Source organism: Streptomyces sp. SudanB182_2057, from assembly GCF_964272715.1.
In the GTDB taxonomy this organism is placed as follows: Bacteria; Actinomycetota; Actinomycetes; order Streptomycetales; family Streptomycetaceae; genus Streptomyces; species Streptomyces rubradiris.
Map to the genome: position 1 here is coordinate 1,973,580 of NZ_OZ186798.1, position 23,139 is coordinate 1,996,718.

The window sequence follows — 23,139 nt, forward strand, 5'->3', positions numbered from 1 at the left end:
CGCGGGGGCCCGCTACGTCCGGTCGCACACCGACGGCAGCCAGGTCAGGCCCCGGGTGCCGCTGAGGGTGTCCAGGGAGCCGAGCAGGCGGTCCAGGCGGTCGGGGTGGGCGAGGAATTCGATGGCCGCCTCGGCGAACGCGTCGCGCACCGCGGGCGGCATGGCGTCGGAGGCGTCGAAGCAGTGCGCCGCCTTCTCGTCGCGCAGGGCGAGGGCGAGCGAGCGGTGCCAGGCGGAGCCGGAGCCGGCGGCGGGCGGCAGACCGGCGTGCACGGAGAAGCCGGACTCCCCCTCGCTCCAGGCCCGTTGGGCGTCGGCCGAGGCCAGGTGGCGGATCAGCTTCCGTGCCTGCGGGGTGTCGTGCAGCAGGGCGACGAGGTCCCCGGAGACCTCCCAGGCGCGCGGGGCGGCCCCGAAGAGCAGTTCGGCTGAGGAGACGTAGCGGCCGTCGGTCTGCCGCCAGGCGGGCCGGCCGCGGATGAACGACGCCTGGTGCTCCAGCAGGCAGCCGCGCGGGCGGGCGGCGACCGGGTCCGACGCCGACTGGTACGGGGTCTTCAGGGCCCGGCGGACCAGGTCCGGGTGGCCGCCGGCGCCGATCAGGCCGCGCCAGGCCGTCCAGGCCGACTTCACCTGCGGGGACCGCCAGGACAGGCCGCCGCTCGCCCAGCGTTCGTAGACGGCGGGGCCGTGGCGCTGGAGCAGGATGTCCTCGATCCAGTCGGTGCCGGGCCAGCCGCTCGTGGCGCCGGAGCCCATGCCGACGCACCACGCGGCCGGCCGGCGCACGGCGTCCCGCAACTCCCGTTCGCCGAGCCCGGCCGGGTACCAGACGATGCTCTTCAGGTCGGCCTTCAGCGGGAACCAGTACACGTGCCCGTCCGTCAGGGGGGTGGCCCAGGAGGGGCCGAAGTCCGCGTGGCGCACCAGGTCTTCCAGTGGCACGAGGTGCTTCTGCCGGGCGTACTCGGCGAGTTCGCCGGGCCCGGTGAGCACCACCACGTCGGGCGGGGTGCCGGCCTCGACGTCGGCGCCGAGCACCTGGCTCTCGGCGTTGCTGCCCTGGTAGTCGACGCGGATGCGGTACTTCCGCTCGAAGGGCTCGATGACCGCCTCGCGGAAGTGGCGCTCGTCGCCGCCGGTCCAGTTGGCCAGCAGGGTGACGGACGGCTCGTGCCCGAGGGCGCGTACGCCCGCCACGGCGACCGCCGCCAGGACGGCCAGACAGCTCGCCACCACGGTGACGACGCGCACCGGACGGCGGGAGCGGCGGGGCCGGGGGCCGGGGGCGGCCGTCGCCGGGCCGCCGGGGCGCGCGCTCACCGGGGCCTGAACCGGTAGTCGTTGATGTGCCCCCTGAGGCCCGTCTCGGCCAGTGCCATCAGCAAGGCGCCTCCTATCAGGATCCACACCGCCGCCGCCGCGCGGAAGCCGGTGCCGGACAGGTACGAGGCGGTGTGCCGCCCCGCGTCGGGGATGAGCCGCCCGGGCAGCGGGCGGTCGAGCAGGGTACGGGTGTCGGTCATCCCCGCTTGCGTCCACACGGTGAACAGCACGGTGACGGCGACACCGGCGAGCGACAGCAGTCCGGCGGCGATGAGTTGCCGGTTGTAGCGGCGCCGGAAGCGGCGGCGCAGGAAGCGCTGGGTCTCCAGCAGCGCCGCGGTCAGGGCGAGGGCGAGCAGCAGGGTGACGCTCCAGGCGAGCCACAGCAGCGGGCCGAAGGAGGTCTGCCGGTGCACGGCGGCGCGCTCCTGCCGCTGCAGGGCCTTCAGCCGGTCCTGTATGCCGGCGCCCTGCTCCGTCAGGACGCTGGTGGCGTAGCTGAGGTACGCCTCGCGCAGGACGCTGCCGTCGGGCTGGAGCTGGGACTGCTGGACCTTGACGGCGTAGACGGTGATGAGACCGGCCACCGTCTGCAGGGCCTGCCGGCCGCCGGGCCCGCCGAGGTCGTCGTCGGCCGCGGCGGCGGCCAGGCTCTGCACAGCGACCGAGATCTGCTTCTGGAAGTCGCTCGTCGGGGCCGGCTGGGCGGCGGCCCGCTGGGCCTGGCCGAGCGCGTAGAGCGCGGTGTCCAGGGACAGCACGGCCGGGGCGGTGGAGGTGCGCAGCGGGTCCGCGTCGTCGTGCACGCCCTGGTAGGACACGAACAGCGACAGGGTGAGCAGGGCCGACAGGGCGAGCAGCAGGCGGTGCCGGAGGGCCAGGTCGCGCGCGGTGGTGCTGCCGCCGTCGGCGGGCCGGGAGCCGGTTCCGGGGAGCCACGGGACCGGCCGGGAGACGAGCCGGGCGAGCCGGTGGGCCCGTCGGCCGGGCGTACGGCGATCGGACCGGGGCTGCCGGGAGGACGGGGGGTGCGGGGCGGCGGGGGGCGGCTGGGACGGGGGGTGGACGGGTGAGCCGGTGGGTGCGCCCGGAGCCGTACCGCCCGCGTCGGGTGTCGCCGCGTTGCCCGGGTTCATGCCGGTGCCCCTCTCAGCAGGCGCCCGCAGTCGCCTCCGCAGTACAGGGAGCCGGCCGGTCCGAGCCAGCGGCAGTCCGGGCATTCGATCAGTCCGTCCGGGCGGACGGGCAGGGCGCCTCCCGGAGCTCCGCCGCCCGGCGCCGCGTGGCCCGGCCCGGGGTCGCCCGGGTCCGCGTCGGCCGGAGCCGCGCCGCCCTCGTCACGGCTCCCGGGAACTCCGGCGCCCACCGGTTCCGGCATCCCTGCCGCGCTCCCCGCCGGTCCTCTCGCCCCCGCCGCACGCCCCGGGGATCCCCGGCCGCCGCCCTCCTCCGGGAACCGCTCCGGAGGGGTCGTCAGGGCGCTGGAGAGGATGAGGTGCTGCCAGTCGACGTCCTTCAGGCCGGGGCGGATGCGGCCGGTGCCCGGTGGGGACTCGATGAGGCGGAGCGCGCCGAGCAGTTGGGCGTCGCCCAGCTCGGCGGCCAGGGCGAGGGCGCGGGCGAGGGCGCGGTCCGCCGCCTCCCGGCCGTCCGCGCCGCGCAGCCAGGCCCGGTACGCCTGGGCGACGGCGGCGCTCGCCCGCTGGTACACCTCGTGCCGCCGGACCCCGGGATGCTGCCGGGAGGCGTCGAGTGGATCGTCGGTCCAGCGCACCAGGATGGGCCGGGGCGGCGGCAGCCGCAGCGGGCGCCGGACGCCGGGTACGACGATCTCCACGGCGGCCAGCTGGAGTTCCTCGCCGCTCTCCCGGCCGGTGGGGTCGGCGGTCAGGACGACCTGGAAATGCCGTACCTCGTCGCCCCAGGCCCGGGTGACGTACTCCGCGGCGCGTCCGCCGGGGCCGGCCGGGACGGGTCGCAGCTCCTGTTCGTTCGGCACCACCTGCTTGACCTGGCGGATCACCGTGCCGGGGCTGGTCGGGGTGAGCCGGATGCGCAGTTCGGGCACCGCCGTGCCGAGCAGCCCGGCGATCAGTTCCTCGTAGGCGGCGGTGAGTTCGGACTCCCGGCGGACGGCCCGGGCGCGGCCGTGCAGCCGCCGGGTGATGGCCAGCAGCAGTTCGGCGTCCCAGTCGTCGCCGATGCCCCAGGCGTCGCAGACGAACTGGCCCGCGCAGGCGTCGAGCACGGTCTCCAGCGGCCGGCGGGAGCGGTGGTCGTGCTCGTTGCGGCCGTCGGTGAGCAGCAGGACGTGTTTGACGGGCGCGGGCTGGTCCTTGAGCAGCCGCCGGGCGAGGTCGAGCCAGGCGCCGATGGCGGTGCCTCCGTCGGCGTCCAGGAGGCGGACCGCGCGTTCGGCGGCCTCGCGTTCGCCGGGCCGGGCGACGGCGAGCACCTGGCTGCCGGGGCCGGGGTGCACCACGGTGGCGTCGAACCGTCCGGCGAGGACGGCGAAGGAGGTGCCGAAGGGCAGCATCCGGACGGCGGCGGCGGTGGCGTCCTTGGCCGCGTGGAGTTTCGCCGGCGGGTGGAGCATCGAGCGGGAGGTGTCGACGATCAGCACCTCGGCGAGGGCGGGGCCGGTGCCGGGCGCGGGGGTGGCGTGCGGCGCGCCGGACGGGCCGCGCACCCCGATCTCCAGGATGGCGTGCATCTCGCGTTCGGGGTGGTGCCCGGCCGGGTCGGGCAGCGCGGGCAGTTCCGTCCGCTGGCCGACCTCCAGCGTCACCTCGGTCTCCTCGGCCACGGTCATCGCTGTCTCTCCCGGAGCTGGTGGGTGGGTCAGAAGGTGGTCATCGGCCGCACGGCGTGGGCGAGGTCGAGCAGCCGGCCGTGTTCCCCGGCGGTGCGGGCCTGCGCGGCGAGCTGCCGGAAGGACTGTTCCAGCCGGGTGCGCAGCCCGTCCTCGTCCCCGTCGCCCAGCAGGTCCCCGGCGGGGAAGTCCCGTCCCCAGCCCTGGGCGGGGCGGCTGTACAGGGCGTTCTCGCGGACCTCGGCGATCAGCCGGGCCCGGGACTCGCCGTCGGCGGCGCCGCCGTCCAGGCGCAGTGCGGGCAGTCGCCGGGCGGCGTCGCGCAGGCCGGCCGGGGTGGGCGGGGTGGCGCCCAGGATGCCGGCGCGGACGCGGACGGCCGCGATGCGGGCGGCGTCGTGGTGCCGGGAGGTGGCGGGGACCTCGTCGAGGACGTGCACGGCGGCGTCCCGGTCGCCGGCCGCGAGGTGGCCGCGGGCCAGGCCGAACGCGGCGGCGGTGTGCGCGAAGTCCCGTTTCCAGACGGCCTCGTAGTACCGCATGGCGCGGGCCGGGCGGGTGCCGGCGGTGTGCTCGGCGCAGTAGCCGAGGGCGAGCTTGGGCACGTACTCGCCGGGCAGCGCCTGGTGGACGGCGTCGAAGCGGGTGCCGGCCAGGTCCACCTCGCCCTTGCTGAGGTGCAGTACGCCGTGGTGCCAGGCGATGCGCCAGTCGTGGGCGGCGGCGCGTTCACCGAGCAGGGTCTCGGCCTCGGCAAGCCAGCTCTCCGCCGCTCGCTGCTCGCCCTTCCTCAGGTAGGCGCGGCACAGCCACAGCGCGGTCTCGGGGGTGCCGAGGCGCGATTCGCGGGGCCACTGCCGGGCGACCCGGTCGGGGGCCTCGGGCGGGAAGGAGTCGAGCAGCAGGGCGGCGCCGTCCTCGGGGTCGGGGACGGGTTCGGGCAGGGCGCCGGCCACCTCGGCGGGGTGGGGCGGGGAGACGTCCAGGGCGGCGGGCCGGCCGTCGGCGCGGCGGGTCCAGTGGCCGAGGGCGGGGATCGCGCCGAGTCCGGCGTCGAGGCCGGCGCCGGAGGGGCGGAACAGGGTGGAGCTCTCGGGGAGTTGTTCGCCGAACCGGAGCGCGCGGAACTCGCGCAGCACCTCCCAGAGCTGGCGGGACATCTCGGCGGCGGAGCGGAACCGGGCGCGGGGTTCGGCGTGGGTGGCGCGGGCGATGACGCGGCGGAAGGAGTCGGAGGCGAGGCCGCGGGCGGGTTCGGTGCCGCGGGCCAGGGCCTGGAGGGTCATGCCGACGGTGTAGAGGTCGCTGTCGACCTGCCAGCCGCGGCGGTCGATCTCCTCCTTGGGCGGGGCGAAGCCGGGCGTGTAGACGTAGGCGGAGGCGCGGTCGCCGATGGCGCGGACGGCGCCGAGGTCGACGACCTTGACGGCCCGGCCGAAGTGGATGACGTTGGCGGGCTTCATGTCGCAGTAGAGCAGGCCGCGTTCGTGCATGTACTGGAGGGCGCCGAGGATCTTGCAGCCGTAGGTGAGGACGTGGTCGAGGCGGGGGCGGCCGTGGAAGATCCGCTCGATGTCGTCGGCGTCCATGAGCTGTTGCAGGGAGCGTCCGCCGATGTAGTCCATGACGAGGTAGCCGGTGGCGGGGTGGCCGGCGCTCTGGTGTTCGGCGTAGGTGACGATGCGGACGATGTCGGGGTGGTGCAGGGCGGTGAGGGAGCGGCGTTCCTCGACGGCGGTGTGCCGGGCGAGGACGTCGTGGACGTTGATCTGGCCCTTGAGGACGACCCGGTGGCCGTCGGCGCGGGTGTCCTCGGCGAGGTAGATCCAGCCGAGGCCGCCGTGGGCGAGGCAGCCGAGCACCTTGTAGTGGTCGGCGACGACGTCGCCGGGGGCGAGCTGGGGCAGCAGCGAGTAGGGGGTGCCGCAGCGGGGGCAGCGGCCGGTGGCGCGGGCGGGCTGGCCGCCGTAGCCGACGCCGATGGTCATGGTGCAGCCGCCGGCGCCGCAGCGGCGGCCCCCGGTGGGCGGCCGGGGGTCGGTGAGGAGGACGTCGTCGGGGGCGGGGACCTCGGGCAGGACGACCAGTCCGTGCTGGTCGAGTTCGCCGAGTCCGGCGACGGCGTGCACGGCCGCCGGTCCGGGCGGTTCTTCGGCGGCTTCCGCGCCCGCGGACCGCGCGGGCGGTCCGGTACGGGGGCCGGTGTGCGGTCCGGTGCTGGGGCCGGGGTGCGGTTCGGTGCGGGGTTCGGCGTGCCGGTGGCCGCAGGTGTCGCAGTAGCCGGTGGCCATGATGCGGCCCGCGCAGCCGGGCCGGACGCACGAGGTCACGAGGCGCCTTCCTCCTCCGGTGCGGTGGTGGAGCAGAAGCCGACGAACCGTTCGACGGCCGTCTCGGCCCGCTCGATGTCGCAGGGGGTCTGCCGCAGCAGTGACAGCGCCTCCTCGTAGAGCCGGTACGCCGTCATGACCCGGTCGCCGTGCGCGGCGGCCCGCTGCCGGCACAGCGGCCATTCGGCGCCGACCCGGCCGAGGAGTTCGGCGCGGCGGCGCAGCCGGGCGTCGAGCAGGCCGATGGCGTTCTCCAGGCGGCGCCGGCGGCGGGCGACGGCGTCCTCGAAGGTGAACAGCAGGGCGGCCGCGGCGGGGTCGCGTTCCGGGTCGGGGGTGTGGGCGACCCAGGCGCGCAGCATCCGGGTGCGCCGCACGCCGGCCTCGGCCCGGTCCAGCAGCGGGCGGGTGCCGGGGCCGGGCAGGACGCGGTCCCGGCGGGTGTCGAGGGCCGGGCCCAGCTCGTCGGTGATGTGGTCGAGTTCGGTGTGCAGCCGGGCCCAGCGGTCGCGCAGCGGGCGGTGGACGAGCAGTTCGGCGGCGCGGGCGGCGCGCTCGCCGGGGCCGCGGAAGGCCAGCAGCAGCCGGGCGCCCTGCCGGGCGAGCCGGTCCAGCAGGGCGAGCAGGGTGTCGGGTTCGGCCGCCTCGTCGACGCCGGCCAGCACGGCGGCGAGCGGCAGGCGCAGGGTGCCGAGCCGTTCCGGGCGGGGGTCGTCGCGGATGCCGAGGCGTTCCGCGATCCGGTCCATGACCTGGGCGGTGGTCAGTCGCTGGACGTCCAGGGCGAGGTCGTGGGCACCGGCGGGCGGCACGGTCTCGGGCGGGTCGTGGCTGACGGCGCTGGTGTTGCGGTGGGTGCGCAGTTCGCGGTCGGCGAGGGTGACGGCGCGCTGGAGGGTGAAGGCGCGGTCGCCGCCGGCGGGGACGACGGTGACGAGCACCGGCCAGCCCTCGCCGCGGAACCAGGAGGCGAGCGCGGTGGCGAAGGGCACGTCGAGCCGGCCGGCGGCGGGGCCGGTGCCGGTGCGCAGCCGGGGGTCGACGGCCTCGGCGCCGTCGGTCCAGGCGGCGACCTGGGGCAGGTGGCTGAGGATGGTCTCGGTGGGGCTCATGTAGCTGAACGCGGAGCCCGGCCCCTCGTCGACGCTGAGGACGATGCCGATGACCTGGTCGGTGGCGTGGTCCACGACTCCGCCGCCGCTGAAGCCGGGTGCGGCCAGTTCGCCGGGGGTGAGGGGGCGCAGCTGGACCTGGCTGTCCCGGCCGCGGGCGGCGACCAGGGTGGCGCCGTGCCAGCGCCCGCCGTCGTCGCCGTCCGGGAAGCCGTACATGCTGACGGGCCCGTGCGGGGCGGCGAGGCGGTAGAGCCGGGTGGTGTGTTCGGCGGGCAGGGGCGGTGCCAGGCGCAGCAGGGCGAGGTCGCCGCCGCGGTCGCCGAAGGTGTCCTGGCGCTGGGGCACGTACTCGTCGGGGCGGACGGTGGCGGTGACGGGGCCGAGGCCGGGCACGCCGACCAGGCGGACGGTGTAGGGGTGGCCGGGCCGGACGACATGGGCGGCGGTGAGGACCCGTTCGGGGGCGAGCAGCACCCCCGCACCGAGGACCCGCCCGTCCGGCGTCTCGATGCGCGCGATCCAGGCGGGTGTCCGTAACCGTGCCGTGCCGACTCGCTCCCCCGTGCGCGTCATGGTCCTTGAGGTTACTCGGAGTACCCGGTCGGTACTACTGGTGTGCACGGGGTCTTTGCCCGGTATCACCCGAGGGGGTTCGAACTGTTGCGCTATACACGCAGTGTATAGTCCCGGCATGCCTCTCTTGACCGACACGATCGCCACGCCGCAGCACGCGCCCAGGAAGATGCACGGAACGGGCCGGAGGTTGCGTCGCCGGGCCCTCGCCTGCGCGGCGGCAGCGGCCGGCCTGTCGCTGACCCTGGCCGGCTGCGCCCAGGTCGACACGACAGCGCCGAGCACCGTCCGTGCCGAGGCGAAGGGCGCGCCGGCCAAGTTCGGCAGCGTCGACTGCCGCAAGGCCAAGTGCATCGCGCTCACCTTCGACGCGGGGCCCAGCGAGAACTCGGCGCGGCTGCTCGACATCCTGAAGGAGAAGAAGGTCCCGGCCACCTTCTTCCTGCTCGGCAAGCGGCACATCGAGAAGTACCCGGAGCTGGTCAAGCGGATGGCGGCGGAGGGCCACGAGGTCGCCAGCCACACCTGGGACCACAAGATCCTCACCAAGATCTCGGACAAGGAGATACGCGAGGAGCTGAACCGGCCCAACGAGGCGATCGAGAAGCTCATCGGGCACAAGCCGACCCTGATGCGCCCGCCGCAGGGCCGCACCGACTCCAACGTGCACGAGATCTGCGAGGAGCTGGGCCTGGCGGAGGTGCTGTGGAGCGTGACTGCCAAGGACTACACGACCAACGACTCGGCGCTCATCACCAAGCGCGTCCTGGAGCAGTCGTCCCGGGACGGCATCATCCTGCTGCACGACATCTACGCCGGGACCGTGCCGGCCGTGCCCGGCATCATCGACGCGCTGAAGCAGCGCGGCTACGTCTTCGTGACGGTCCCCCAGCTGCTGGCGCCCGGCAAGGCGGAGCCCGGCAAGGTGTACCGCCCGTAGCCCCTACGGCGGCGGCACCGGGGCACGGCGGACCGGTGGTGCCTACGATCGTGCCGTGCCCCCTTTCTCCCTCACGCGTACGGTGCCCCTCCCGCCGGACGAGGCCTGGCGCCGGCTCACCGAGTGGCCGCGTCACACCGGCGCCGTCCCGCTGACCCGGGTCAGGGTGCTCACGCCCCCGCCGACCCACGTGGGCACGCGGTTGGTCGCCCGGTCCGGGGTCGGCAGGTTCGCCGTGGACGACGTGATGGAGGTGACGCTCTGGCGCCCGCCGTCCGGGGGCGCGGGCGGGAGGTGCCGGCTGGAGAAGCGGGGGCGGGTGGTCCTGGGCTGGGCGGAGATCGAGGTCCGGCCCGGCCCCGGGGGCGGCAGCCGGGTGGTGTGGCGGGAGGAACTGCGGGTCGGCTTCCTGCCACGGTTCTTCGACGGAGCCTTGGCCCGCGCGTCCCGCCTGCTGTTCGACCGCGCGACGGACCGCCTGCTCGCCCGCCCCTGAGCGGACGGCTCGCACCCCGGGGCCTGCCGTACGCACGCGACGCCGAGCAGCCCGCGCGGGACAGCCTCTCGGGCGGCGCACACACGGCCCCGGGGACCGGAAGGCCCGCCACACGGCGGACCGGCTGCCCCAACGCCCCTGAGCGGGCGGCTCGCCCCGGTATCTGCCGTACGCACCCGACGCCACATGACCCATCCGCACAGCGGACGGCAGGAGTGCGACCGCACGGCCCCGGGCGGCACACACACGGCCCCGGGGACCGGAAGGCCCCGCCGCACGGCGAACCGGCTGCCCCAACGCCCCTGAGCGGGCGGCTCGCCCCGGTATCTGCCGTACGCACCCGACGCCGCATGACCCATCCGCACAGCGGACGGCAGGAGTGCGACCGCACGGCCCCGGGCGGCGCACACACGGCCCCGGGGACCGGAAGACAGCGGACCGGCTGCTCCAACGGCCCTGAGCGGGCGACCCGGCCCGGGGCAGCCGTACGCATCCGGCGCCGCGTGGATCATCCGCCCAGCGTGCAGCGGGAGTTCGGGCAAACGGTTTCGGGCGGCGTGAGCACGGCCTCTGGGACCGGGAGAGCCCGATCACGCGGCGAACCGGCTGCTCCAACGGCCCTGAGCGGTCGGCCCACCCCGGAGTCTGCCGTACGCACCCGACGCCACATGGCTCAACCGCCCAGCGGACCGCAGGAGTTCGACCGCACGTTCTCGGGTGGTGCATGCACGGCCCCGGGGGTCGGGAGGCCGGGTCGCGTGCGATCCGCGCCGCCGTCGCCGCCTCCCCACTGGCGGCGACGGCCGGCGCGGGCGCGCGCACCGGCCGGGCGGGACCGTCCGCCCGACCGGTCTGACGAGGATGCCGTTGTCGCCGCCACGGGTCAGGCCGGTGGCGAGGGCATCCTCGTCGCCGTACCGGAAGCGTCTCCGGACGGTCCTGCCCGTCCGTCGGCGCCTGCCGGCACAGCGCGTATACGTGGCCCCCACGCGCCCCTCGGCAGACCGAGCCCCACCGCCGGTCCGCTGGGGGTCGTGGGCGGGCTAGTGGACTCCCAGCCAGCCCTCGATGGGGTTGAGGGCGAAGTAGACGAGGAACACCACCGTGAGCCCCCACATGAAGGCACCGATCTCGCGCGCCTTGCCCTGGGCCACCTTGATGGCGACGTAGGAGATGACGCCCGCGGCCACACCGGTGGTGATGGTGTACGTGAACGGCATCAGCACGACGGTCAGGAAGACCGGGATGGCCGTGGCGCGGTCGGCCCAGTCCACGTGCCGGGCGTTCATCATCATCATGGCGCCGATGACGACCAGGGCGGCGGAGGCGACCTCCTGCGGCACGATCGCGGTGACCGGGGTGAAGAACAGGCAGGCCGCGAAGAACAGGCCGGTGACGACCGAGGCGAGCCCGGTGCGGGCGCCCTCGCCGACACCGGTGGCCGACTCCACGAACACCGTCTGGCCGGAGCCGCCCGCCACACCGCCGATGGCACCGCCGGCGCCGTCGATGAACAGCGCCTTGGACAGACCCGGCATCCGCCCCTTGTCGTCGGCGAGGTTGGCCTCGGTGCCGACGCCGATGATGGTCGCCATCGCGTCGAAGAAGCCGGCCAGCACCAGGGTGAAGACGACCATCCCGACGGTCATCGCGCCGACCTCGCCCCAGCCGCCGAACTCGACGTCGCCGAAGAGCGAGAAGTCGGGCATGGAGACCGCGCTGCCGTGCAGCTCGGGCGTGCCGTTGGCCCACTGCTTGGGGTCGATGACACCGGCGGCGTTCAGGATCAGGGCGACGACGGTGCCGCTGATGATGCCGATGAGGATGGCGCCGGGGAAGTTCCGGGCCTGGAGCATGAAGATCAGCAGCAGGGTGCCGGCGAACAACAGGACCGGCCAGCCGGTGAGTTCGCCGGCGGGGCCGAGGGTGACGGGTCCGCCCTTGCCCTGGTGGACGAAGCCGGCCTTGTAGAAGCCGATGAACGCGATGAACAGGCCGATGCCCATCGTGATGCCGTGCTTGAGCGCGAGCGGGATCGCGTTCATGATCATTTCGCGCAGGCCGGTGACGACGAGCAGCATGATGATCACGCCGTACATCACACACATGCCCATGGCCTGCGGCCAGGTCATCTCGGGGGCGACCTGGGTGGACAGGACGCCGGAGACGGAGAGCCCGGCGGCGAGGGCGAGCGGTACCTTGCCGACGAAGCCCATGAGCAGGGTGGTGAAGGCCGCCGCGAACGCGGTCGCGGTGATCAGCGCCTTCTGGCCGAGCGTGTCCCCCGCCGCGTCCTTGCCGGACAGGATGAGGGGGTTGAGCAGGAGGATGTACGCCATCGCCATGAAGGTGGTGATGCCGCCGCGCACTTCCCGCGCGACCGTGGATCCTCTTCTGGTTATGTGGAAGTACCGGTCGAGCCAGGACCGGCCTGCGGGGACGCGGCTGCCTTCGCCCGCGTCCTCGGCGGCGGTCCTGGGCTCCACTGACTGGTGGGTCATGGGCCAACTCCCAAGGTTCATAGGGACACCCGCGCACGCCGGTGCGGCACGGGATTTGGGATAGACGACCCGGGGGACGGCCCGAGACGAACAGTGGGGGCCGGGGAGCGCGAGTCCCCCCGGAGGAGCACCGGTCGCGACCCCGGAGGGTTACGCGGTTCCCGCGAGGTGCCCGGGAAGTGCCGGCGTGCGGTCGGGCTGGGGACCCGTCGCGTCCCGGACCGCCGCAAGGGCGGCCGGGATGGACGACGGGGCCGGGGCCTCGTCGGCGCCGCGCGGCCCGTACGGGGCGCGCTCGTCGGCGAGTTCGAGCACGCCGGCCGGCGTGGCCGGCGTGTCGAGGACGGTGGGGACCGGCTCGTCCGGGCGGAGCGCCGCGCGCTCGACGCCCGTACGGAACGCGCCGGCCGGGGTCATCCCGGTCCCGCGGGCCGCCGACGCCCCCTGGGCCCCGGCGCCGGCGGCGAGGAGGGCGGGGTGGGCGTCGCCGGCCGGCGAGGCCGTGCCGAGGCCGCCGCCGGCGCCGCCGCGGCCGCGGATCCGCGGGGAGGCGACCGGGTACGAGGCGAGCGCCGGGCCCGGCGACCCGGCACGGAGACTCCGCGTGATCACGCCGTACGGGACGGAGGGACCCGGCCGCACGCCCTGCCCGCCGGACTCCCGCTCGTGGAGTCCGCCGACGCGGTACGGGCCGAGCGGGTGCTCGGGCCGCCGGTGGCCGGAGTCGGTCCCGACCATGACATCGGTGCCGCCCGCGATCGGCACAGCGGTGAGGTGCTCGGCCTGCGCGGCGAGCGCCTCCTCCCGGCTGGCGGGGCGAAGGAAGTCCATGACCGGCTCTCTTCTTCGTCTCGTGAGTCGTGCGGATCGAGCCAATCCGTGTGCGGCGGGCGCGGCTCGTTCATGTGCTGTTCACGCGGAGTGGACTCAGTAGACCGCCCGGTACTCCGGCCCGGTCAGTCACCGAAACCATGAAGGAGTTGGCTGGCCAGGGCAGGCATCTTGTAGATTCGTATGAACGGAGGCCATCGGTAACCTCTCCGATTTCCTGGGGAAACGCGGGAAACAGCGCGGAGGACCGCACCACGCCTCCCCGGGCGTCCGGTTCCGGGCGCCCCGGGACGGCCCGGGCCCACCTTCCAAGATTCATCGTAGGTTTCGAGACAAAGAACGGCGGCGACGAGATGCGGCTGCGCGCACTGCTGGACACCGATGCGCTGGGCCTGCGGCTGCTCGGCGGCGAGGACGAGCTGGACCGCACGGTACGCGGGGTCATGACCACCGACCTGCGCGACCCGAGCCGCTACCTCTCCGGCGGCGAGCTGGTGCTGACGGGCCTGGCCTGGCGGAGGGACGCCGCGGACTCCGAGCCTTTCGTGCGCATCCTGGCCCAGGCGGGGGTGGCGGCGCTCGCGGCCGGCGAGGCGGAGCTGGGCGATGTGCCGGAGGACCTGGTGCTGGCCTGCGCCCGGCACCGGCTGCCGCTGTTCGCGGTGCACGAGTCGGTGGCGTTCGCCACGATCACCGAGCACGTGGTCCGGCAGGTCTCCGGCGAGCGGGCCGGGGACCTGGCCGCGGTGGTGGACCGGCACCGGCGGATGATGACCTCGGGCCCGGCGGGCGGCGGCCCGGACGTGGTCCTGGACCTGCTCGGCTCCGACCTGGACCTGCGCGCCTGGGTGCTCTCCCCCACCGGCCGGCTGATCGCCGGCTCGAAGGTGGCGGGCCCGGCGCTGCCCGCCGAGACCTGCACCCGGCTGGCCGCCGAGCACCTGGCGGCCGGCCGCACCGGCCGCCGCGGCCCGCACCGGGTGCAGCTGGACGGCACCACCTACTCCCTGTTCCCCATCCGCTCCTCCGGACGCTCCGCGCAGGCCGCCCGCGACGTGCGGGAGACGGTGCTGTCGGACTGGCTGCTGGCCGTGGAGGCGGACGCGGGCGACTGGCCCGGGGAGCGGCTGGACCTGCTCCAGGGCGTCACCCAGCTGATCGCCGTCGAACGCGACCGCAGGGACGCGGCCCGCACGGTCCGGCGCCGGCTCGCCCAGGAGGTGCTGGAGCTGGTGCAGACCGGCGCCGCGCCCGCCGAGATAGCCGCCCGGCTCCGGGTGGCCGCGCCGGTGCTGCTGCCCGGGCTGGGCGCGGCCCCGCACTGGCAGGTCGTGGTGGCCCGCGTGGAGTGGGAGAACGGCCAGCAGGCCGACGGCGGCCAGGTCGCCCAGTCGCTGCTGGAGGAGGTGCTGGTCGACCCGCTGGCGACCGGCCCGGAGCCCTCCGACCGGATCGCCGTCGCGCACACCGGGGAGGAGGCGGTGGCCCTGGTCCCGCTGCCCTCGGTCACCGCCGAGCACGACGGCTCGGAGGCCGGGCTGCTCGCCGACTCCCTGCTCCAGGCGGTGCGCGAGCCGCTGTCGGCGGGCCTGGACGACGACGGCCGGCTCACCCTCGGCGTCAGCGCGGCCGTGCACTCGGCGGAGGGCCTGCGCGGCGCCCTGGAGGAGGCCCGGCACGCCCGCCGGGTCGCCGCCGCCCGCACCGGCCGGGTCTGCGCGGCCGGCCACCAGGAACTGGCCAGCCATGTGCTGCTGCTCCCCTTCGTCCCGGACGACGTCCGCCGCGCCTTCACCGCGCGGCTGCTGGACCCGCTCAAGGACTACGACCGGCGGCACCGGGCCGAGCTGATCCCGACCCTGGAGGCGTTCCTGGACTGCGACGGCTCCTGGACCCGCTGTGCCACCCGTCTCCACCTGCACGTCAACACGCTGCGCTACCGGGTCGGGCGGATCGAGCAGTTGACGGGACGGGACCTGTCCCGGCTGGAGGACAAGCTGGACTTCTTCCTCGCCCTGCGCATGAGCTGAGGCCGGCGGGGGGCGCGCGGCGGCCGGCCCGGCACCGCCCGCACCCCCCTACTTTGTGAAATTTTTCACCCATCCTCTTGGCCGGGCCCGGCGATTGGTGCTGGAATGCCGCCACCACTCAACAGCTCGATGGCGTGCATGGGGAGGGCAACGTGGCGCATACCGCCATGTCTGGTGATGGAACGACCGATGACGATCCTGTCCAGACCGCGGTATGGCGGCTGCGCAGCCGGGCCTGCTGGGCGGACGCGGCGGCCCTGCTGCCGGCCGACCGGGCCGCCCCGGCCCTCCAGCGGGCCGCGCTGCTGGTCGAGCGGTGCCTGTACACCGAGCGGGGCTGGGCCGAGGCGGAGGACGCGCTGCGCACGGCGGAGGCGCTGGCGCTCACCGACGAGGAGCGGGGGGCCGCCGCCTGCGAGCGGGGCCAGCTCGCCTACACGGCCACGCTGCACGGCGTCCGGGACCGCGCGGACGAGGCGCGGGCCGCGCTGGGCCGGGCGGCGGCGCTGCTCCCTCCGGGGTCGCGGGGGCGGGCGCTGCTGGACTTCCGCCGGGGGCTGGTCGCCGAGAACCTGGCCCGCTCCCCGCAGGCGGCTCGCGCCGCGTACCGCCGGGCGCACGCGGCGGCGGGGGCGCACGCCGACGCGCTGCTGCTGTCGTTCACCTGGCGCCATCTGGCCGGACTCGCCCTGCGGGACGGGGAGTTGGCCGACGCGCGGCACGGCTTCGCCGAGTCCCTGCGGATCCGGGAGGAGCTGGGCTATCTGGTGGGCACGGCGCCGGCGCTGGTGTCCCTGGCGGACACCGAGGAGGAACCGGAGGCGTCCCGGCTGCGGGAGGAGGCCCGGCGGCTGTTCCGGCTCCTGGGCGGCGTCCCGACGTGGCTGGCAGGCCAACTGGCCCCGCCGGCACCGGGGGTGGCCACGGCGTAGGGGCGACCGACGGGGCGGGGGCGGGGTGGTCGGGGTGCGTTGCCGGGTGGGGGTGCGTGGGGCTTGTCCGCGCAGTTCCCCGCGCCCCTTTCGGGACGCGTCGGCGGCGACACCCCAGGGGCGCGGGGAACCGCGCGACCGGCCACGACGGACCCGCGCCCGGCAGACAGTCCGCACCCCACCGTCGCGGCCCGCGGCCCGGCCGCGCCGCCCCGTGAGGGCTCAGCCCACGCCGGCGAAATGGCGGCGCACCAGCGACCGCACCCCGTCCACGTCCCCGGCCGCCAACGCCTCCAGCAGGGCCACGTGTTCGGCGGCGTCGGCGAGCAAGTCGGCCCTGCCCCGCCGGACCGGGGGCCACTGCGCCCGCCGGTGCAGGTCCTCGGCGATCCGGACCAGCTGCTCGTTGCCCGCGAGGGCGAGCAGCGCGCCGTGGAAGGCGCGGTCGGACTCGGCGTACGCCGCCGGGCAGCCCGTGGCCGCCGCCCGCACCGTCTCCTCCGCGAGCGGCCGCAGCCCGGCCCACCGCTCGGCCGGCACCGTGCGGGCGAGCCGTACCATCACCGGCACCTCGATGAGCGCGCGCACCTCCGCCAGCTCGGCCAGCTCCCGCGCCCCGCGCTCGACCACCCGGAAGCCGCGGTTGGGCACGACCTCGACGGCGCCCTCCAGCGCGAGCTGCTGCATGGCCTCCCGTACCGGCGTGGCCGAGACGCCGAAGCGTTCCCCGAGCACCGGCGCGGAGTACACCTCGCCCGGCCGCAGATCGCCGGTGACCAGCGCGGTGCGCAGCGCGTCCAGGATCTGCCCGCGCACCGAGGAGCGCTGGACCGGAAGCGGCCGCCCGGCGGGGTCGGGCCCGTCCAAGGCCGCGACCGGCCGGCCCGGGGAGCCCTGCACGCCCTGCTTCACGGGTCCTCCTGGCGGCTTGTCGGTACTTGGGGTCATTGACGACGGGTTGTCGGTTGTCCGTCAAGACCTTAGGCGCACCGGGCGGCAGTTCAAACTCCGCCATAACTGAGTAAGGTAAGGCTTACCTGTACAGCTCGTCCGCTCTCGCGGACGCGTCCAAGGATCGGTGGTTCCGCCATGCCCGCTGCGGCCTCGCCGCTCACCGCCGCCTACGACCGCCTCGGCGCGGCCTTCCCGGGGCTGACCGTGACCGAACTGGGCCCGGAGGACCCGGCGCCCGGCGGCCCTGGCTGGGTCGACGCCGCGGAGCTCGCCGCGGGCGGCGCGGCGCTGGACGCCTTCCTGGCGTGGGACGCGGCGCAGGTGGAGCGGGACTACGGCGGCCCGGCCCGCCCGGACGTCGTCGCGAGCTTCGGCCTGCACCGCTACGCCTGGGCCGTCTGCCTGCTGATCACCGCCCCGTGGTTCTGGTACCGCCGGGTGCCCCGGCTGCCCGTGACCCACGTCCGCTACGACCGCGCGGCCGGGCGGATGGCCGTACGCCGCCCGGTTTCCGTCGCCTGCCTGCCGGGCGACCCCGCCGCGGCGCTGCCCGGCACGGTCGTCGTACCGGACGAGGAAGCGCTGCGGGCCGAGGTGCGCGCGGCCGTGGCCGAGCATCTGGAACCGGTGCTCACGGCCTTCGGGCCCCGGATGCGGCGGCGCGGGCGCGCGCTGTGGGGCATGGCGACGGACGAGGCCGTGGAGGGGCTGTGGTACGTCGCCGGGCTGTCCGGCGCCGAGGAGGCGGACCGGGCCGTGCGGGAGCTGGAGCTGCTGCTGCCGGGGACGACCCCGCCGTACGCCGGCTCGGCCGGGTTCCGGGCGCTGACCGCCCCGGACGGCACCCGGCTGCCCACCCGGGACCGGGCGAGCTGCTGCATGTTCTACACCGTCCGCCCGCAGGACACCTGTGTGACGTGTCCGCGCACCCGGGACGGCGAGAGGATCGCCAGGCTCACCGCGGCCGCGGCCTGCTGAGGAATCGTTCCGTCCGGGCACAGCCGCCCCACCCGGCGCGGAAACTTCTCCGCGGCCACCCGTACGGGTGGTTCATTCGAACGCAACTCCCGTTCCTCAAGCGGTAGTTCGAGAAGAACACCGCTCTGGGCACCCCTCGCGCACTCCCTTGGCGGTCTCTTGCCCCGAAACCCCCTGAGGGCCGTCGGGAAAGGGCCACTATGGCGGGCGTTACGCCCTATCCCCATGCAAGGGACCCTGATGAGACTGACCGACATATCGCTGAACTGGCTGCTTCCGGGCGCCGTCCTGCTCCTGGGCATGCTGGTGGCAGTGGCGGTGCTCGCGCGCGGCAAGCGCTCCGCCGGGGAGGACGCGGGCGCGGACGACTCCTGGGAGCGCAGCGAGGAGCGCCGCCGGCGCAAGGAGGCCCTCTACGGCACGGCCTCCTACGCGCTGCTGTTCTGCTGTGCGGCGGTGGCGGCAGCCCTGTCCTTCCACGGCCTGGTCGGCTTCGGCGAACAGAACCTCGGACTGAGCGGCGGCTGGCAGTACCTGGTGCCGTTCGGGCTGGACGGCGCGGCGATGTTCTGCTCCGTCCTCGCCGTGCGCGAGGCGAGCCACGGTGACGCCGCCCTCGGCTCCCGGCTGCTCGTGTGGCTGTTCGCCGCGGCGGCTGCCTGGTTCAACTGGGTGCACGCGCCCCGCGGCGCGGGTCACGCCGGTGCCCCGCAGTTCTTCTCCGGCATGTCCCTGTCGGCCGCCGTGCTGTTCGACCGGGCGCTGAAGCAGACCCGCCGGGCCGCGCTGCGCGAACAGGGCCTGGTGCCGCGCCCGCTGCCGCAGATCCGGATCGTGCGCTGGGTGCGGGCGCCCCGCGAGACCTACCGGGCCTGGTCGCTGATGCTCCTGGAGGGCGTGCGCAGCCTGGACGAGGCGGTCGAGGAGGTCCGCGAGGACAGGCGGCAGAAGGAGGAGGACCGGCGGCGCAGGCGCGACCAGCGGCGCGTGGAGCGGGCCCGGCTGAAGGCGATCAGCCGGGGCCGGCCCGGTTTCGCCGGCCGGGGCGCCGGCCGGCAGGTCGAGGTGCAGCCGGTGGAACGCGGGTCCGCCCCGGCGGCGACCGCGGAGCCCGCCATATCCACCCCGGAGCCGCTGCCCGTACGCGCCCGGCCCTCTCTCCAGCCGGTCCGCGGCGCGGCTGAACCGCTGACGGTCGACCTGACGGCCGAGGACGACACCCTGGCCCTGCCGCGACTGGACTCCCTGGAGCGCAAGCTCAAGGACCTGGAACAGCAAATCGGCTGACATCGCCGGGAGTTCGGGGCCGGGGCGTCACCATCGTCGGTCCTGCCCGACGAGGCTGGGGGCGTGACCCCACCGGCCCGCGGGAACCGGGGTGCGAGCGCTTCGGTCCCGCGCCGTTCCGTCAGCGGATCACGCCGCCTCGGTGCCGAGTTCGAACCACACCGACTTGCCCACCCCGTGCGGCCGTACGCCCCAGGCGTCGGCCAGGGACTCGACCAGCACCAGGCCCCGGCCGTGGGTGTCGTCGTCCGCGGGCGGGGTGTGACGCTCGGGTCTGCGGGCCACGAAGTCCCTCACCTCCACGCGCAGTCCGTCCGGTTCCAGCACGGCCGTCAGGACGGCGTCGTGGTCGGTGTGGACGATCGCGTTGGTGACGAGTTCGCTGGTGAGCAGTTCGGCTATCTCCGAGCGGCCCGGTTTGCCCCAGTGGCGCAGCAGTTCGCGCAGCGCCCGGCGGGCCTCCGGCACCGCTCTGAGGTCCGCCCGGCCCAGCCTGCGCCGGAGCCGTCGCTCGTCATCGGTGATGGTGTCCGTCTGGTCCCCCGCTGTCATCGAGTAGGCCTCGACGGTCATCGGACCGCCCCCTCGTGCCTGCCTGTTCATGACCCCCGCCCGCACGCCGCCGGTCCCTGCCCCTCCTGGTCGAACACGTTCACGGGGGATGCTTGCCCAGCGGACACCGGGGCAGTCCTGACGTATGCCCGATGACCGGCGGTTCGGCCATATCCGCACAGCGCCCCGGCCGCCCGGGGCACCGCTCCGCCGCCACGCACCGGGCGCCACGAACGCCGCAGGACGCCACCGAGGCCCCGGGACGGCGGCCGGACCCCGCCCGGCACCGGTGGTCGGTACGCCGTCACACCCGGTGAAACTGGCCGAAATACGCTCCCCCGTGAAGGCTCTTACGGGCGTGGCACGTTGCGGAGGTTGGAGCGGGCCATCTGGAGCATCCGGCCGACGCCGCCGTCCAGCACGATCTTGGAGGCGGACAGCGCGAACCCGGTGACCATCTCGGCGCTGATCTTCGGCGGGATGGACAGGGCGTTGGGGTCGGTGACGATGTCCACCAGGGCGGGGCCCTTGTGCCTGAATGCCTCCTTGAGCGCCCCGGCGAGCTGCTTGGGCTTCTCCACCCGCACGCCGTGGGCGCCACAGGCCCGGGCCACGGCGGCGAAGTCGGGGTTGGTGTTGGCGGTGCCGTACGAGGGCAGGCCCGCGACCAGCATCTCCAACTCGACCATGCCGAGCGAGGAGTTGTTGAACAGCACCACCTTCACCGGCAGGTCGTACTGCGCGAGCGTGAGGAAGTCGCCCATCAGCATGGAGAAGCCGCCGTCCCCGGACATCGCCACCACCTGCCGGCGCCGGTCGGTGAACTGGGCGCCGATCGCCATCGGCAGCGCGTTCGCCATGGACCCGTGCGAGAACGAACCGATGATCCGGCGGCGGCCGTTGGGCGTGATGTAGCGGGCGGCCCAGACGTTGCACATGCCGGTGTCGACCGTGAACACGGCGTCGTCGTCGGCGACCTCGTCCAGTACGGCGGCCACGTACTCGGGGTGGATCGGGACGTGCTTGTCGACCTTGCGGGTGTAGGCCTTGACCACGCCCTCCAGCGCGTCGGCGTGCTTCTTCAGCATCCGGTCGAGGAAGCGCCGGTCCGTCTTCTCCTTCACCCGCGGGATCAGGCACCGCAGCGTCTCGCGCACGTCACCCCAGACGGCGAGGTCGAGCCGGGAGCGGCGGCCGAGCACCTCGGGCCGCACGTCGACCTGGGCGATGCGCACGTCGTCGGGCAGGAAGGCGTTGTACGGGAAGTCGGTGCCGAGCAGGATCAGCAGGTCGCACTCGTGGGTGGCCTCGTAGGCGGCGCCGTAGCCGAGCAGTCCGCTCATCCCGACGTCGAAGGGGTTGTCGTACTGGATGTACTCCTTGCCCCTGAGCGCGTGGCCCACCGGTGACTTGATCCTGCCGGCGAACTCCATCACCTCGGCGTGCGCGCCGGCCGTGCCGCTGCCGCAGAACAGGGTGACCTTGCGGGCAGCGTCGATCATCTCCGCCAGCCGGTCGATCTCGGCGTCCCCGGGCCGCACGGTGGGCCGGGAGGTGACGAGCGCGCTCTGCGCCGCCTTCTCCGGGGCGGGCTCGGCGGCGATGTCCCCGGGCAGCGAGACCACGCTCACCCCCTGCCGGCCGACCGCGTGCTGGATGGCGGTCTGCAGCAGCCGGGGCATCTGCTTCGGGCTGGAGATCAGCTCGCTGTAGTGGCTGCACTCCTGGAACAGCCGGTCGGGGTGGGTCTCCTGGAAGTAGCCGAGGCCGATCTCGCTTGAGGGGATGTGGGAGGCGAGCGCGAGCACCGGGGCCATGGACCGGTGGGCGTCGTACAGGCCGTTGATCAGATGCAGGTTGCCCGGGCCGCAGGAGCCGGCGCAGGCGGCGAGCTTGCCGGTGATCTGGGCCTCGGCGCCGGCCGCGAAGGCGGCGGTCTCCTCGTGGCGCACGTGGATCCAGTCGATGCCGGCGTTGCGGCGGACGGCGTCCACGACCGGGTTCAGGCTGTCGCCGACGACACCGTAGAGGCGGCGCACGCCCGCGCGGACGAGGATGTCGACGAACTGCTCGGCGACGTTCTGTTTGGCCATGGCTCGCTTCTGCCCCTTCGCTCCCGGAATACGGCCCTGCCGTTTCCATCAATCCACAGGGGCCGGGGTTACGCCTCCCACACGGCCGCCGCCGTACGGTCGTCGGCGTACCCCTTCACCCGCACCCGGGCGTCGGCGAGGAAGGCGGCGAGGCCGGGCGGGGTACCGCCGGACCAGCGACGGGCCAGCCGGGCGCGCAGGGCGTCCGTGTCGCGCAGCGGGTCGGCGAGGCCCGCCGTGCACAGCACCAGCACATCACCCGGGCGGGCTACCGAGGCGCGGAACCGGAACGGCTCGCGGGGCGGGCGGGGGTCGGACGGGCCCGGCCGGGGTGCGCCGGCTCGCGAGGCCGTCCGGTCGTCGCCGGGCGGGGCGCCGGGGGCGATGTCGTCGGCCGCCGGGCGCGGCTCGATGTCCTGCCAGGCGCCGTCCCGCAGCCGGAACAGCCCGCCGTCGCCGACGCCGAAGAAGACCCGGATGCGGCAGTCCGGGTCGGCGGGCAGCAGCAGACACCTGAGGCCGGCCACGGGCGCGTCGGTGCCGGCGCTCGCCCGGAGCCCGCCCAGGGCGCGGTCGGCGAGCCGGTGCAGACCGGACTTCAGGTCGCCGCGCCGGGCCGCCCGGATGTCCTCGGCGAGCCGCCGGTGGCTGCGGCCCACCGCCCGAGCGATCTCCCGGCACGCCTCGGCCGCGGCCAGGTGCGCGCCGGGCACCGCCCGGGTGCCGGTCGCCATCGCGACCAGCACCAGCGCCTGTTCCCCGGTCCCGAACCGCGCGGTGAGCAGCGCGTCCCGGCGGGGCTCGCCCCGGTAGCGCGCCGAGTCCCCGCGCTGCGACACGGCCCGCAGCGTGCACGGCCCGTACCGGGCGCCGTCCAGCACGGTGTCCGGGACCAGGCCGTCCAGCGCGTCCGGGTCGGCGGGCGGGAGCGCGGTGGGCTCGGGGTCGTGGGTGGGCGGGCCGGAGCCGACGTGGTCCGGGGTGTCCGCGGGGTCGGCGGGGTCGGCGGGGTACTCCGGAGGCGGCGGTCCGGTCGGTTCCGATGCCATTTCCGGTTCCGATGCCGGTTCCGGTTCCGGTTCCGGGATGGTCGAGGGCTCCGGGGGAGGCGAGGGTTCCGGGGGAGGCGAGGGCTCCGGGGGCCTTGGCCGTTCCGTCACCGCGTTCCGCGCCGAGGCGAACCGGTCGTCCAGGGAGTCGGGCGTCTGCGCGGGGCCCGTGTCCGGTGTGGTGCCGTCGTACAACTCCCCCCACCAGTCGTCGCCTTGACGAGCGGGACTCGCACCCTGCTGGCTCATGCCCCTGATTGTCACCGCACGGGCCGCGGGAAAACCGGGCACCGGGAAAATCCGGTACCACCGCCCGCCTCATCCGAACGCATCGAGTGAG

The 23,139-nt window shown here is 75.0% G+C and carries 16 protein-coding genes and 1 pseudogene; 6 read left to right on the top strand and 11 right to left on the bottom strand.

Annotated elements, in window-relative coordinates; genetic code table 11:
- Nucleotides 1-12: 12 nt before the first annotated feature.
- The 5 genes from ACSURM_RS08305 to ACSURM_RS08325 are packed head-to-tail and all read right to left on the bottom strand — an operon-like array spanning nucleotide 13 to nucleotide 8,156.
- Nucleotides 13-1,323 (bottom strand): ABC transporter substrate-binding protein, encoded by a 1,311-nt coding sequence (locus ACSURM_RS08305; protein WP_436954324.1) that lies wholly within the window; start codon nucleotides 1,321-1,323, stop codon nucleotides 13-15.
- Complete coding sequence (locus ACSURM_RS08310) at nucleotides 1,320-2,462, bottom strand: hypothetical protein (RefSeq protein WP_436954325.1); 1,143 nt, start codon at nucleotides 2,460-2,462, stop codon at nucleotides 1,320-1,322. Before ACSURM_RS08310 ends, ACSURM_RS08305 begins: the two co-directional genes overlap by 4 nt.
- Complete coding sequence (locus ACSURM_RS08315; protein WP_436954326.1) at nucleotides 2,459-4,138, bottom strand: VWA domain-containing protein; 1,680 nt, start codon at nucleotides 4,136-4,138, stop codon at nucleotides 2,459-2,461. Before ACSURM_RS08315 ends, ACSURM_RS08310 begins: the two co-directional genes overlap by 4 nt.
- A 29-nt stretch (nucleotides 4,139-4,167) precedes the next feature.
- Complete coding sequence (locus ACSURM_RS08320) at nucleotides 4,168-6,468, bottom strand: tetratricopeptide repeat protein (RefSeq protein WP_436954327.1); 2,301 nt, start codon at nucleotides 6,466-6,468, stop codon at nucleotides 4,168-4,170.
- A complete protein-coding gene (locus ACSURM_RS08325) occupies nucleotides 6,465-8,156 on the bottom strand; it encodes a trypsin-like peptidase domain-containing protein (protein WP_436954328.1) in 1,692 nt (563 codons plus the stop codon). Before ACSURM_RS08325 ends, ACSURM_RS08320 begins: the two co-directional genes overlap by 4 nt.
- A 169-nt stretch (nucleotides 8,157-8,325) precedes the next feature.
- Here ACSURM_RS08325 and ACSURM_RS08330 point away from each other — a divergent pair, with 169 nt between their 5' ends.
- Nucleotides 8,326-9,096 carry a polysaccharide deacetylase family protein gene (locus ACSURM_RS08330; protein WP_436960993.1) on the top strand — a complete coding sequence of 257 codons (771 nt, stop codon included), beginning with the start codon at nucleotides 8,326-8,328 and terminating at the stop codon, nucleotides 9,094-9,096.
- A 55-nt stretch (nucleotides 9,097-9,151) separates the two neighbouring features.
- Nucleotides 9,152-9,592 carry an SRPBCC family protein gene (locus ACSURM_RS08335; RefSeq protein ID WP_436954330.1) on the top strand — a complete coding sequence of 147 codons (441 nt, stop codon included), beginning with the start codon at nucleotides 9,152-9,154 and terminating at the stop codon, nucleotides 9,590-9,592.
- A 1,043-nt stretch (nucleotides 9,593-10,635) separates the two neighbouring features.
- Here ACSURM_RS08335 and ACSURM_RS08340 read toward each other — a convergent pair.
- Both ACSURM_RS08340 and ACSURM_RS08345 read right to left on the bottom strand, forming a co-directional pair.
- Entirely contained in the window at nucleotides 10,636-12,093 is a 1,458-nt protein-coding gene (locus tag ACSURM_RS08340; protein ID WP_436954331.1) for an NCS2 family permease, read from the bottom strand.
- 342 nt (nucleotides 12,094-12,435) lie between these two features.
- A pseudogene (locus tag ACSURM_RS08345) lies at nucleotides 12,436-12,924 on the bottom strand (FAD binding domain-containing protein); the annotation flags it as partial.
- Nucleotides 12,925-13,277: 353 nt separating this feature from the next.
- On the opposite strand from ACSURM_RS08345, the gene ACSURM_RS08350 reads away from it, so the two are divergent.
- Together ACSURM_RS08350 and ACSURM_RS08355 are read left to right on the top strand one after the other, a co-directional pair.
- Nucleotides 13,278-14,954 (top strand): PucR family transcriptional regulator, encoded by a 1,677-nt coding sequence (locus ACSURM_RS08350; RefSeq protein ID WP_436954332.1) that lies wholly within the window; start codon nucleotides 13,278-13,280, stop codon nucleotides 14,952-14,954.
- Nucleotides 14,955-15,121: 167 nt separating this feature from the next.
- Complete coding sequence (locus tag ACSURM_RS08355; protein ID WP_436954333.1) at nucleotides 15,122-15,886, top strand: hypothetical protein; 765 nt, start codon at nucleotides 15,122-15,124, stop codon at nucleotides 15,884-15,886.
- A gap of 222 nt (nucleotides 15,887-16,108) precedes the next feature.
- On the opposite strand, the gene ACSURM_RS08360 is transcribed toward ACSURM_RS08355, so the two are convergent.
- Nucleotides 16,109-16,834 (bottom strand): GntR family transcriptional regulator, encoded by a 726-nt coding sequence (locus tag ACSURM_RS08360; RefSeq protein WP_436954334.1) that lies wholly within the window; start codon nucleotides 16,832-16,834, stop codon nucleotides 16,109-16,111.
- 141 nt (nucleotides 16,835-16,975) lie between these two features.
- On the opposite strand from ACSURM_RS08360, the gene ACSURM_RS08365 reads away from it, so the two are divergent.
- A complete protein-coding gene (locus tag ACSURM_RS08365) occupies nucleotides 16,976-17,818 on the top strand; it encodes a (2Fe-2S)-binding protein (RefSeq protein ID WP_436954335.1) in 843 nt (280 codons plus the stop codon).
- Nucleotides 17,819-18,058: 240 nt separating this feature from the next.
- Complete coding sequence (locus ACSURM_RS08370) at nucleotides 18,059-19,105, top strand: DUF2637 domain-containing protein (protein WP_436954336.1); 1,047 nt, start codon at nucleotides 18,059-18,061, stop codon at nucleotides 19,103-19,105.
- A gap of 129 nt (nucleotides 19,106-19,234) precedes the next feature.
- On the opposite strand, the gene ACSURM_RS08375 is transcribed toward ACSURM_RS08370, so the two are convergent.
- From ACSURM_RS08375 to ACSURM_RS08385, 3 genes are all read right to left on the bottom strand, one after another.
- Nucleotides 19,235-19,657: an ATP-binding protein gene (locus ACSURM_RS08375; protein WP_436960994.1), complete on the bottom strand. Its 423-nt coding sequence runs from the start codon at nucleotides 19,655-19,657 to the stop codon at nucleotides 19,235-19,237.
- Nucleotides 19,658-20,007: 350 nt separating this feature from the next.
- Entirely contained in the window at nucleotides 20,008-21,750 is a 1,743-nt protein-coding gene (locus ACSURM_RS08380) for a pyruvate dehydrogenase (protein WP_436954337.1), read from the bottom strand.
- Nucleotides 21,751-21,818: 68 nt separating this feature from the next.
- Complete coding sequence (locus ACSURM_RS08385) at nucleotides 21,819-23,048, bottom strand: protein phosphatase 2C domain-containing protein (protein ID WP_436954338.1); 1,230 nt, start codon at nucleotides 23,046-23,048, stop codon at nucleotides 21,819-21,821.
- Nucleotides 23,049-23,139: the final 91 nt, after the last annotated feature.